This is a genomic window from uncultured Thiodictyon sp. (genome assembly GCF_903946935.1).
GTDB lineage: Bacteria > Pseudomonadota > Gammaproteobacteria > Chromatiales > Chromatiaceae > Thiodictyon.
This window is the reverse complement of sequence record NZ_CAJAXH010000243.1, coordinates 26637-38049: the sequence shown is the minus strand read 5'-3', so window position 1 is coordinate 38049 and position 11413 is coordinate 26637. Positions and strand designations below refer to the sequence as shown.

Genomic DNA, 11413 nt, shown 5'->3' with positions numbered 1-11413 from the left:
CTCACGAAGGTTCACGCACGGGGCCTCGGACAGTAAGGGGACCGACGTGCTTTATACCCGGGCCACCTGGCGTTGTCCAGTGTTGCGGACAACCGCCGGTTGCAACAGAGAGTCCTGGCTAGAACGGTTCCGCCCTGGCGCCGCCCAAGCAGTTGTTGCAAGTTCATCCTAAATCCGGCAATTGCTCACGCCAAGGCGCCAAGCTAGCCAAGAAAGACCACAAGATAGGTTAACCTCCAGATCAGCCGCCGGAGCAATGGCCCAATGCTGATAACACACTGAAACACCTTGGCGAGCTTGGCGCCTTGGCGTGACAACTGCCCTGTCCATGTCCATCGGCTACAACTGCTGCGGCCCGGCCAACCCGAGACGCAGCACCCCGACGGCGATGCCCTCGATGGTGAGCTCCTGTTGACGCAGGTCCACCACGATCGGCGCAAAGTCGGGGTTCTCCGCCACCAGCTCGACCCGATAGACCCAGCGGGCATGGCGGCGCAGGCGCTTGACCGTGACCTCATCATTGAGCCGCGCCACCACGATCTGGCCGTTCTCGGCCGTTTGGGCGGCATGGACGGCGAGCAGGTCGCCGTCGAGGATGCCGGCATCGCGCATGCTGCTGCCGCGCACCCGCAGCAGATAGTCGGCCCGGGGGTGGAAGAGGTCCGGGCCGATCGGGTAGCGGTCCTCCACGTGCTCGGCGGCCAGGATGGGGCTGCCGGCGGCGACCCGGCCGATCGCCGGCAGGTCCAACGCCGCGCTATCCAGCCCGGCGCGCGTCGACGCGCCATCGGCAGACGCGCCCGCGAGCGCGATCAGCCGGATGCCCCGGGAACGCCCACGGGTGAGTTCGATGGCGCCGCGCCGGGCCAGCGCGCGCAGGTGGTCCTCCGCCGCGTTGGCGGAGCGGAATCCCAGGGCGTCGGCGATCTCGGCACGGGTCGGCGGCACCCCGGTCGTGCGGATGTGACGCTCGATCAGGTCCAGGACCTGGCGCTGGCGGTCGGTGAGTGGGTTGGTCATCACTGTATTTTTATCCAGTCATCGGCGATTTGCAAGGCCGCCGCGGGACGCCCCATCTGGAAGCCACATTTGGTTCACTTAGGAAAACGCCGTTGTCACGCCAAGGCGCCAAGGCGCCAAGAAAGCTCAAGAGCCTGGGGGCAGCATCAGAATTACCCGACGGGTAGGTCACCAAGCGAAGATAACACATTGAAAAAACTTGGCGAGCTTGGCGCCTTGGCGTGAGCAATTCCCGGATCTCGGTGCAGCGGACTTGGCCCGGCGGGCCGCGCGCCCTATCCTTGCCGCCCATGAACGCCGCCAAACGCCGTCAGATCTTCGAGCGCCTGCGCGCCGCCAACCCGCACCCGACCACCGAGCTTAAGTATCAGGGGCCGTTTGAGCTGCTGGTGGCGGTGATCCTCTCCGCCCAGGCGACCGACAAGAGTGTCAACCAGGCCACGGCCCGGCTCTTTGCCGTCGCCAACACCCCGCAGGCGATCCTGGACCTGGGCGAGGCGGGGCTGAAGGACCATATCCGCACCATCGGGCTCTTCAACAGCAAGGCGCGCCACCTGATGGCGACCTGCGCGCAGTTGGTCGCCGTACACGGCGGGGCCGTGCCGCGGGATCGCCAGTCGCTGGAGGCCCTGCCCGGAGTGGGCCGCAAGACCGCCAATGTGGTGCTCAACACCGCCTTCGGCGAGCCGACCATGGCGGTGGACACCCACCTCTTTCGGGTCGGCAACCGCACCCGTATCGCCCCGGGCAAGACGGTGCTCGCGGTGGAGCTGGCCTTCCTGCGGCACGTGCCCCGGGAGTTCCTGAAGGACGCCCACCACTGGCTGATCCTGCACGGACGCTATGTCTGCGTGGCCCGTACCCCCAAATGCCCCACCTGCCCGATCGCCGACCTGTGCGAGTTCCCGGACAAGACGCCGGCGGCGAGCCCCCCCTAACAACAGCGAGCCTTAACCATGTTCCCCGCCGACCGCCAAAGCCATCGCAGCACCTTCATCACGGCCTGGGCCAAGGCCAAGGCCGGCCAGCCCTTGCAGCCGGTGGAGGCCCAGATCGTACAGATCGCGCGCATGCACCCCGAGTACGAGGACTATCTGACCGACCCGGAGCGCAACCTGGACCGGGACTTTCCAGTGGATGCGGGCCAGACCAATCCCTTCATGCACATGGGCCTGCATATCGCCATCCTCGACCAGCTCAGTGTCGACCAGCCGGCGGGCATCCGCCGCCTGCACCAGCAGTTGGTGGCGACCACCGGGGATGTGCATGAGGCCGAGCATCGGATGATGCAGTGCCTGGCGGAGGGCCTATGGCGCCTTCAGCGCGACGACCATCCCTTCAACGACAAGGCCTATCTCAAATGCATCAAGCGCGCCGGCGGGGGCCTGCGGCCACGGTGACTCAGGCGCCCGCCGCACGCCAGGACGGTGCCGCGCTGGCCGCGGCGATCAAGGACTGGGGCCGGGAACTGGGCTTGCAGCAGGTCGGCATCACGGATACGGACTTGAGCACCGCCGAGGCCCATCTGACCGACTGGCTGGCACTCGGCTACCACGGCGACATGGACTATATGGCCCGCCATGGCACGCGCCGCGCCCGCCCCGCCGAACTGGTCCCCGGCACCCGCACGGTGATCGCGGCGCGCCTCGACTATCTGCCGCAGCCGCCCGCGGCCATGGCGGCGGCCCTGGCGGACCCGGCCCACGCCTTCATCTCGCGCTATGCCCTGGGGCGGGACTATCACAAGGTCCTGCGCCGCCGGCTGCAACAGTTGGCCGAGCGCATCGCCGCGGCCATCGGCCCCTTCGGCCACCGGGTCTTCGTCGACTCGGCCCCGGTACTGGAGAAGCCGCTCGCGCAACGCGCGGGACTCGGCTGGATCGGCAAGCACACCAACCTGATCGACCGGCAGGCCGGCTCCTGGTTTTTTCTCGGGGTCATCTACACGGAGCTCGTCCTGCCCCCAGACCCGCCGGGGGTCGACCACTGCGGCCGCTGCCGCGCCTGTCTCACGGCCTGCCCCACCGGGGCCATCGTGGCGCCCTACCGGCTCGACGCCCGCCGCTGCATCGCCTATCTCACCATCGAACACCACGGCAGCATCCCTGAACCCCTGCGCCCGCTCATCGGCAACCGCATCTACGGCTGCGACGACTGCCAACTGGCCTGCCCCTGGAACCGCTTTGCCCAATTGACCGCGGAGCCGGACTTTCGGCCCCGCGCTGGGCTTGCCGACGCAACGCTGATCGAGCTCTTCGCCTGGGATGAAGCGACCTTCCTGGCCCGCACCGAGGGCTCGGCGATCCGGCGCATCGGTCATGAACGCTGGCTGCGCAATCTGGCCGTGGCGCTCGGCAATGCCCCGCGCAGCGCCGCGGCAGCCGCCGCGCTGGCAGCACGCACCGACCATCCGAGCGAGCTCGTACGCGAGCATGTCCGCTGGGCGCTGGCACGCCAGGGAGGCCTGGATGAGGTCGAATGCTCAATCGCGCACTGAAGCGAGACGCCAGGGTCATGGTTGCACTTGGCAAACGCTGTTGTCACGCCAAGGCGCCAAGCTCGCCAAGGTTTTTCAATATGTTATCGGTGTGCGGCCATTGCGCTGTCTGGTGATCTGGATACTGAACGCATCCCGTTGTCTTGCTTGGCGAGCTTGGCGCCTGGGCGTGATCCATTGCGGAATTTCGGTGCAGGGCTACGGCGGCGCGCGGGCAACGCGGGGCGCCGGGGTTGGACAAACGCCGCCGGGTCTGGAACACTGCCGGGCTTGAATCATTTGGGGGGTGGCCAGCGGCCGCGATCCCCCGTCCAACTGGCGCGGTGTCTGACTCTGGTGCATGAACTCCTGATCGCGGCGGCACTGCTCTTGGTCGCGGAGGGCATCTGGCCCTTTCTGAGCCCGGCGAGCTTTCGGCGCGCCCTGATCGCGGTCGCCCGCGAATCCGATGGCAAACTGCATCTGACCGGACTGGTCAGCATGCTGGCCGGGGTCGGTCTGCTGTATCTGGTCAACTGAGCGTGCGGATCAACTTAAAGTGGTATTGATGGACGAGGAACGCTGGCTGCTGCCGACCGGGATCGAGGAGATCCTGCCGCCCCAGGCACAGGTACTTGAATCCCTGCGCCGGGACCTCTTGGACCTGTACCGGGGTTGGGGCTACGAACTGGTCATCCCGCCCTTCATCGACTACCTGGACTCCCTGTTGACCGGGACCGGGCAGGACCTGGACCTCCAGACCTTCAAGCTCACGGATCAGTTGAGCGGCCGCCTGCTGGGCGTACGCGCGGATATGACACCCCAGGTGGCGCGTATCGACGCCCACCACCTGCGCCGCGATACCCCCACGCGACTGTGCTATCTCGGCACCGTGCTGCATACCCGTGCCGACGGCTTTGCCGGGACGCGCAGCCCTTACCAGATCGGCGCGGAGATTTTCGGCCACGCGGGGATCGAGAGCGAGGTCGAGATCCTGCGCCTGATCAGCGAGACCCTGAGCGCCGCCGGCATCTCCGGCTGTTATCTGGACCTGGGGCATGTAGGCGTCTTCCGCGGTCTGGCCCGCCAGGCGGGCCTCACCGCGCCCCAGGAACACGCACTGTTCGATGCGCTGCAACGCAAGGCCATCCCGGAGATCGAGACCCTGGTCGCCGGTTGCGGGCTGCCCGCCGCGACGGCCGACATGCTGATCGCCCTGGCCGATCTGAACGGGGACGACGCACTGACCCGGGCGGCGTCCGCGCTGCGCCTGGCGGCCCCGGCGGTGCAGCACGCCGTGGACGATCTGGGTCGGCTCGCCGCCGCCCTGCACGACTGGCTACCGGACGTCTCGATCCATTACGACCTGGCGGAGCTGCGCGGGTATCGCTACAAGACCGGCGCCGTGTTTGCCGCCTTCGTCCCCGGCTGGGGGTTGGAGATCGCCCGCGGCGGTCGCTATGACGACATCGGCCGGGTCTTCGGGCGGGCGCGCCCGGCGGTGGGTTTCAGCACCGACCTCAAGGGGCTGCTGCGACTGGGGTCCCGGCGCGCCGCGCCGACCCCGGCGATCTATGCCCCCTGGTCGAGCGACCCGGCCCTGCTCGCCCAGATACAACGGCTACGCCAGGCGGGGGAGCGGGTCATCGCCGCCCTGCCGGCGGGCGGCGCCGCGGCCGCGCCGACAGCGGCGCGCACCCCCCAGGAACTCGGCTGCGACCGGCACCTGATCCAGGGCGCGGCCGGTTGGGAAATTCAAGTACTTGATGAGATTTAGGAAGCTCCCAGATGGGCAATAACGTCGTAGTGATTGGCACCCAATGGGGTGACGAAGGCAAGGGCAAGGTCGTCGACCTGCTCACCGAGCGCGTGAGCGCCGTGGTGCGCTTTCAGGGCGGCCACAACGCCGGCCATACGCTGGTGATCGACGGGGTCAAGACCGTCCTGCACCTGGTACCCTCGGGCATCCTGCACCCGGGGGTACGCTGTCTGATCGGCAACGGGGTGGTCCTGTCGCCATCGGCGCTGTTGACCGAGATTGCCGCCCTGGAGCAGAGCGGGGTGCCGGTGCGCGAACGCCTGGGGCTCTCCGCCGCCTGCGCCCTGATCCTGCCCTACCATGTGGCCCTGGACCTGGCGCGGGAGCGGGCGCGCGGCGCCAAGGCGATCGGCACCACCGGGCGCGGCATCGGTCCGGCCTACGAGGACAAGGTCGCCCGGCGCGGGATTCGCTTGGGCGAACTGCTCGAGCCCGAGCACTTCAAGGAGCGTCTGCGCGAGGTCCTGGAGTATCACAACTTCGCCCTGGAACACTATTTCAAGGCCGCCCCGGTGGACTACGCCGCGGTGCTCGACGAGTCGCTGGCCCACGCCGAACAGTTGCGGCCCATGGTCGTGGACGTCCCGGGGGTGCTGCACGCCCTGCGCGCCCAGGGCGCGGACGTGCTCTTCGAGGGCGCCCAGGGCTCGATGCTCGACATCGACCACGGCACCTACCCCTATGTCACCTCCTCCAACACCACCGCCGGCGGGGCCGCCTGCGGCAGCGGGGTGGGACCGCGCGACCTCGACTACGTCCTGGGGATCGTCAAGGCCTACACGACCCGGGTCGGCGGCGGTCCCTTCCCGACCGAGCTGTTCGACGCCGACGGCGATGGTCTGGGCCGCCGCGGGCACGAGTTCGGCGCCACCACCGGGCGCAAGCGGCGCTGCGGCTGGCTGGACATGGTGGCACTCAAGCGCTCCTTCGCCATCAACAGCGTCACCGGGGTCTGCATCACTAAGCTCGATGTACTCGACGGCATGGAGCGGCTGAAGATCTGCACCTCCTACGAGCTGGATGGCCAGACGCTCAGTACCCCGCCGGTCGGCGCCGATGCGCTGGCGCGCTGCACGCCGCGCTATCTGGAACTGCCGGGTTGGTCCGAGTCCACGGTCGGGGCCGCGTCGCTGGACGCCCTGCCGGCCAATGCCAGGTCGTATCTCAAGACCATCGAGGACCTGAGCGGGCTGCCCATCGACCTGATCTCAACCGGTCCGGACCGGTCCGAGACCCTGGTCCTGCGTCATCCGTTCGAGGTCTGATTGACTCCCTAGCCTCATATCGGTTATTTTGCCGCGCTTATGTTCGCTCCGCTGCCTCAAGAACTCGATCTCTGGCGGGCCGTGCGTCTCGGCGCGGCCTTTGCCGGCAGTGCCACGCTCGCGCAACTGCCGCGGTTGGCCGCGGCGGTCGTGGGGGCGGACGGATCGGCCCATTACACGCTGGCCTTCGAGCGCGACGAGGCGCGGCAGGCGGTGGCAATGGGTCGGGTCGCGATGGATTTGCGACTGCGCTGCGAGCGCTGCATGGGGGAGGTCGGACTCAGCTTAGACTTGCCGATCGCCCTGGCATTGGTGCGAGCGGTCAGCCAGACGGACACACTGGGCCTCGATCGGCTACCGGAGGTGGCGGACCAGTACGACCCGCTGCCGGTTGGGGAGGCGCCGATCAACCCCTTGGACCTGATCGAGGACGAGTTGCTGCTGGCCCTGCCGCTCGCGCCCATCCACGAGGTCGGCGAATGCCAGGCCGCGTTGCCGCCGGACTCAACCGACAGCGCGCAGGCCGGCGCGGTCGACGAGAAGAAAAACCCGTTCGCAGTGCTCGCCGCCCTGAAGTCGAAAGGCTAAATAAACTTCCATTTTTAACAAATAGGATGGCCGACTGACCATCCTATAAGGAGAAGACCATGGCTGTTCCCCAGAACCGCAAAACCCGCTCCCGGCGCGACATGCGTCGCTCACACGACGCCCTGACCGGCCCGACCCTGTCGGTGGAATCCACGAGCGGCGAGGTGCATCGGCGTCACCACGTCTCCGCGGATGGCTTCTATCGCGGCCGGAAGGTCATGGATAAAGCGGAGTGATTCGGAATGCGGCACCTTTAACTGTCGTGCGCACGACATCGGTAGCGGGTGCCGCCCCAGCAAGTGGCGACCTGACTGAGGACCCGGCAGCAATACCACAGGAACCCAGACCCTTTGTGAGCGGGCGCCACACGATCGCACTGGACGCGATGGGCGGCGACCACGGCCCCCATGTCGTGGTGCCGGCGGCCTTGAGCTTCCTCGCCAACAACAGTGTCGTGGACCTGATCCTGGTCGGAGACCAGGAGCGTATCCGCGCCGAGCTGGGCGCCAAGGCGATCCAGAAGTGGGGCGAGCGGATCCGCATCCAGCACGCCACGCAGACGGTGGAGATGGACGAGTCGCCCTCCAAGGCCCTGCGCAACAAGAAAGACTCATCCATGCGCGTAGCCATCGACCTGGTCAAGACCGGCGAGGCCAACGCCTGTGTGAGCGCCGGGAACACCGGGGCGCTGATGGCCATCGCACGCTTCGTACTCAAGATGCTGCCCAGCGTGGATCGCCCCGCGATCATCACGGCGGTGCCCTCGCTGCATGGTCACACCCACATGCTGGACCTGGGCGCCAACGTCGACTGCACCGCCGAACACCTGTTCCAATTCGCCGTCATGGGCAGTGAGTTGGTCAAGGCCGTGGACGGCATTGCCGAGCCCAAGGTGGCCCTGCTCAATATCGGTCAGGAAGAGATGAAGGGCAACGAGCAGGTCAAAAAGGCCCATGAACTGCTGTCGCGCAGCGGGCTCAACTATGTGGGCTATGCCGAGGGCGACGACGTCTATCTGGAGGACGTGGACTTGGTGGTCACCGACGGCTTCGTCGGCAACGTGGCCTTGAAGAGCAGCGAGGGGGTCGCCAAAATGGTGCGGCACACCCTGAGCGCGGCCTTCAAGCGCAACCTGTTTAGCCGCCTGGCGGGGCTGGCTGCACTACCGATCATCAACAGCTTCCGCCGCACCATGGACACCCGACGTTACAACGGCGCGAGCCTGCTCGGGCTACGCGGCATCGTGATCAAGAGTCACGGCGGGGCGGATGCCTTCGCCTTCGAAAACGCGATCCGCATCGCCGAGCAAGAGATCCACTGCGACATCCCGCGGCGGATTGCCGAGCAGGTGGGTCGGCACCTCGGGATCGACCGCATCGATCGAGAGCGCGTCATTGCCGACCAGCTCAGAGCGAGCGCCTGATGACATACTCCCGAATTCTCGGGACCGGCGGCTATCTCCCCGAGCGGGTAGTGACCAATGCCGATCTCGAAGCCTTCGTCGATACCTCCGACGCCTGGATCCGTGAACGCACCGGAATCGAAAAGCGCCACCTGGTGGTGGAGGGCGAAACCTGCTGCGACCTGGCCGAGCGGGCCGCCCGCCTGGCCATCGAGGCGGCCGGGATAGCCGCGACGGACCTGGATCTCATCATCGTCGCCACGACCACGCCGGACCAATATTTCCCGAGCACGGCCACCATCTTGGAACAACGCCTGGATGTTCATGGCTGTCCGGCCTTCGATGTCCAGGCGGTGTGTGCCGGCTTCGTCTACGCGTTGAGTATCGCCGACAAGTTCATCCGTACCGGCTCCGCCCGGCACGTGTTGGTGGTCGGGGCCGAGGCCTTTTCGCGCCTCCTGGACTGGAACGATCGGGGCACCTGCGTCCTGTTCGGCGATGGCGCCGGCGCCGTGGTCTTGGGCGCCAGCGACGAGCCCGGCATTGTCGTCACCAGTCTCCACGCGGATGGCGCTTACAAGGATATGTTGCAGGTGCCGGGGGGCATCGGCAACGGGGACTATGACAACAACCACGTAACCATGAAGGGTAACGAAGTCTTCAGGTTCGCGGTGACCGTCCTGAGCAAGCTGGTCGAGGACACCCTCACGGCCAATCGTCTGACGATGGCCGATGTTGACTGGTTTATCCCCCATCAGGCCAACCTGCGCATCATCCAGGCCATCGCGCGCAAGATCCGCCTGCCGATGGAGCGGGTCGTGGTCACGGTGGCCGACCACGCCAACACCTCGGCCGCGTCCATCCCGCTGGCCCTGGACACGGCGGTACGCGACGGGCGTATCCAGCGCGGACAGTTGCTGCTGTTGGAGGCCATCGGCGGCGGTTTTACCTGGGGCTCGGCCCTGGTACGCTACTAACCTTCCCTGTTACAGACGCACATGACAACACCACTTGCAGGCTGTTTTCCCGGTCAGGGCTCCCAATCCGTCGGGATGCTCGATGCCCTGGCCGCCGTCTATCCGCTGGTGCGCGAGACCTTCGCGGAGGCCTCCGATGCATTGGATCGCGATCTCTGGACGCTGGTCAGCGCCGGTCCCGCGGACGCATTGGATCAGACCGAGAACACCCAGCCGGCCATGCTCACTGCCGGGGTCGCCGTCTGGCGGGTCTGGCAGGCCCAGGGCGGTCCCACGCCGACCATCATGGCCGGACACAGCCTGGGCGAATACACGGCACTGGTCGCGGCGGACGCTTTAAGTCTCGCCGATGGGGTCCGGCTGGCGGCGGCGCGCGCCCGGTTCATGCAAGCGGCGGTGCCGCTCGGCCAAGGGGCCATGGCGGCGCTGATCGGCCTGACTGACGCGCAGGCGGTGGCACTCTGTGCCGAGCAGGCGCAGGGGGCCGTGCTGGAGGCAGTCAATTTCAACGCCCCCGGCCAGGTCGTCATCGCCGGTGAGGCCGCGGCGGTCGCCCGCGCGATTGCCGCCGCCCCGGCGGCGGGTGCCAAGCGCGCCCTGCCCTTGCCGGTTAGCGTACCCTCCCATTGCGCCCTGATGCGCCCGGCCGCGGCCCAACTGGCGGAGCGGCTCGACGCCTTGGACCTGCGCGTCCCCAGGGTGCCGGTGCTGCACAACGTGGACGTCACCGCGGCGGACTCGCTCGCGGGACTGAAGGAACGGCTGTGCATGCAGCTCTACCAGCCGGTTCGCTGGGTGGCGACCATGGCGGCCATGAGCACCGGCGGCGTGCGTCTCGCCCTCGAATTCGGGCCAGGCAAGGTGCTGACCGGGCTCAACAAACGTATCGATAAGGCCATGACCGCGCGACCGGTCTTCGACCCGGATACGCTGGCCGCGGCACTTACCTTAGCACTCAGCGCAGTACACGAGGAGACGACCCATGCTCACGGGTGAAATCGCACTGGTTACTGGGGCCTCCCGCGGCATCGGCCGCGCCATTGCGGCTGCGCTCGCCGCGCAGGGTGCCGTGGTCGCCGGCACCGCGACCACCCAGGGCGGTGCCGACGCCGTCACGCAGGCCTTGGCGGACGCCGGCTATCAGGGCCTGGGGCTGGTGCTCGATGTCGCCGATCCGGCCTCGGTCGAGACCGCCATGGAGGCCTTGACGCAGCGCCTGGGCGCGCCCAGCATCCTCGTCAACAACGCCGGAATCACCCGCGATAACCTCTTGATGCGCATGAAAGAAGAAGAGTGGGACGCGGTCATCGGCACCAATCTCGGGTCCGTCTACCGGATGTCGAAGGCGTGCCTGCGCAGCATGGCCAAGGCGCGCCGCGGGCGGATCATCAATATCGCCTCGGTCGTCGCCACGATGGGCAACGCCGGGCAAACCAACTATGCCGCGGCCAAGGCCGGGATGATGGGCTTCACCAAGTCACTGGCCCGCGAAGTCGGCTCCCGCGCCATCACGGTCAACTGTATCGCCCCGGGCCTGATCGACACCGACATGACGCGGGCGCTGCCGCAGGCCCAGCAAGCGATCATCCTGGGGGGCGTACCCCTGGGGCGTTTCGGCCTGCCGGAGGAGGTCGCCGCCGCGGTCGTCTTCCTGGCCTCGCGCCACGCCGCCTACATCACCGGCGAGACCTTGCATGTCAACGGCGGGATGTACATGGCCTGAGGGTCGGCCAATGTTGGTCAACCCCAAGTAAAATCATCTGGTTAATTGATTGGCCTGGGCGCCGTTATCGGCTTTCATCGCCCGTCGATTGTCACTAGAATACCGTCTGGCCCGCCCCGGGCCGTACTTTTGCCTTTCGGAGG

At 67.2% G+C, this 11413-nt stretch carries 13 protein-coding genes; 12 read left to right on the top strand and 1 reads right to left on the bottom strand.

Going from position 1 to position 11413, the window contains the following annotated elements:
• Window positions 1-339 precede the first annotated feature (339 nt).
• Complete coding sequence (lexA, locus tag QZX93_RS21490; RefSeq protein WP_295390291.1) at window positions 340-1020, bottom strand: transcriptional repressor LexA; 681 nt, start codon at window positions 1018-1020, stop codon at window positions 340-342.
• A gap of 290 nt (window positions 1021-1310) precedes the next feature.
• On the opposite strand from lexA, the gene nth reads away from it, so the two are divergent.
• From nth to fabG, 12 genes are all read left to right on the top strand, one after another.
• The gene (nth, locus tag QZX93_RS21485) at window positions 1311-1958 is read left to right on the top strand and encodes an endonuclease III (RefSeq protein WP_295390297.1); all 648 of its coding nucleotides are present in this window, start codon (window positions 1311-1313) and stop codon (window positions 1956-1958) included.
• Between the two features lie 18 nt (window positions 1959-1976).
• On the top strand, window positions 1977-2420 hold the full coding sequence (locus QZX93_RS21480) for a DUF1841 family protein (protein ID WP_295390290.1): 444 nt from the start codon (window positions 1977-1979) through the stop codon (window positions 2418-2420).
• Window positions 2381-3517: a tRNA epoxyqueuosine(34) reductase QueG gene (gene queG, locus QZX93_RS21475; protein WP_295390288.1), complete on the top strand. Its 1137-nt coding sequence runs from the start codon at window positions 2381-2383 to the stop codon at window positions 3515-3517. The genes QZX93_RS21480 and queG overlap by 40 nt, the downstream gene beginning before the upstream one ends.
• Before the next feature lie 336 nt (window positions 3518-3853).
• On the top strand, window positions 3854-4036 hold the full coding sequence (locus QZX93_RS21470) for a DUF2065 domain-containing protein (protein ID WP_295390286.1): 183 nt from the start codon (window positions 3854-3856) through the stop codon (window positions 4034-4036).
• 25 nt (window positions 4037-4061) lie between these two features.
• Window positions 4062-5273 (top strand): ATP phosphoribosyltransferase regulatory subunit, encoded by a 1212-nt coding sequence (locus QZX93_RS21465; protein ID WP_295390294.1) that lies wholly within the window; start codon window positions 4062-4064, stop codon window positions 5271-5273.
• A gap of 11 nt (window positions 5274-5284) precedes the next feature.
• Entirely contained in the window at window positions 5285-6580 is a 1296-nt protein-coding gene (locus QZX93_RS21460; RefSeq protein WP_295390284.1) for an adenylosuccinate synthase, read from the top strand.
• A 39-nt stretch (window positions 6581-6619) separates the two neighbouring features.
• Window positions 6620-7168 carry a YceD family protein gene (locus tag QZX93_RS21455; protein WP_295390282.1) on the top strand — a complete coding sequence of 183 codons (549 nt, stop codon included), beginning with the start codon at window positions 6620-6622 and terminating at the stop codon, window positions 7166-7168.
• Window positions 7169-7227: 59 nt separating this feature from the next.
• Entirely contained in the window at window positions 7228-7404 is a 177-nt protein-coding gene (gene rpmF / locus QZX93_RS21450; RefSeq protein ID WP_295390280.1) for a 50S ribosomal protein L32, read from the top strand.
• A 116-nt stretch (window positions 7405-7520) separates the two neighbouring features.
• Window positions 7521-8591, top strand: coding sequence for a phosphate acyltransferase PlsX (plsX, locus tag QZX93_RS21445; RefSeq protein ID WP_295390278.1), 1071 nt, complete (start codon window positions 7521-7523; stop codon window positions 8589-8591).
• Window positions 8591-9547: a beta-ketoacyl-ACP synthase III gene (locus tag QZX93_RS21440; RefSeq protein WP_295390276.1), complete on the top strand. Its 957-nt coding sequence runs from the start codon at window positions 8591-8593 to the stop codon at window positions 9545-9547. The genes plsX and QZX93_RS21440 overlap by 1 nt, the downstream gene beginning before the upstream one ends.
• 21 nt (window positions 9548-9568) lie before the next feature.
• Window positions 9569-10543, top strand: coding sequence for an ACP S-malonyltransferase (gene fabD, locus QZX93_RS21435; RefSeq protein WP_295390274.1), 975 nt, complete (start codon window positions 9569-9571; stop codon window positions 10541-10543).
• Window positions 10530-11270 (top strand): 3-oxoacyl-ACP reductase FabG, encoded by a 741-nt coding sequence (gene fabG, locus QZX93_RS21430; RefSeq protein WP_295390272.1) that lies wholly within the window; start codon window positions 10530-10532, stop codon window positions 11268-11270. Before fabD ends, fabG begins: the two co-directional genes overlap by 14 nt.
• The last annotated feature ends 143 nt before the right edge of the window (window positions 11271-11413 follow it).

Coding starts and splice junctions, on each gene's coding strand:
- QZX93_RS21460 (WP_295390284.1), top strand. CDS start 5,285: ATGGGCAATAACGTCGTAGTGATTGGCACCCAATGGGGTGACGAAGGC.
- QZX93_RS21440 (WP_295390276.1), top strand. CDS start 8,591: ATGACATACTCCCGAATTCTCGGGACCGGCGGCTATCTCCCCGAGCGG.
- fabG (WP_295390272.1), top strand. CDS start 10,530: ATGCTCACGGGTGAAATCGCACTGGTTACTGGGGCCTCCCGCGGCATC.
- QZX93_RS21480 (WP_295390290.1), top strand. CDS start 1,977: ATGTTCCCCGCCGACCGCCAAAGCCATCGCAGCACCTTCATCACGGCC.
- rpmF (WP_295390280.1), top strand. CDS start 7,228: ATGGCTGTTCCCCAGAACCGCAAAACCCGCTCCCGGCGCGACATGCGT.
- lexA (WP_295390291.1), bottom strand. CDS start 1,020: ATGACCAACCCACTCACCGACCGCCAGCGCCAGGTCCTGGACCTGATC.
- QZX93_RS21455 (WP_295390282.1), top strand. CDS start 6,620: ATGTTCGCTCCGCTGCCTCAAGAACTCGATCTCTGGCGGGCCGTGCGT.
- nth (WP_295390297.1), top strand. CDS start 1,311: ATGAACGCCGCCAAACGCCGTCAGATCTTCGAGCGCCTGCGCGCCGCC.
- fabD (WP_295390274.1), top strand. CDS start 9,569: ATGACAACACCACTTGCAGGCTGTTTTCCCGGTCAGGGCTCCCAATCC.
- queG (WP_295390288.1), top strand. CDS start 2,381: ATGCATCAAGCGCGCCGGCGGGGGCCTGCGGCCACGGTGACTCAGGCG.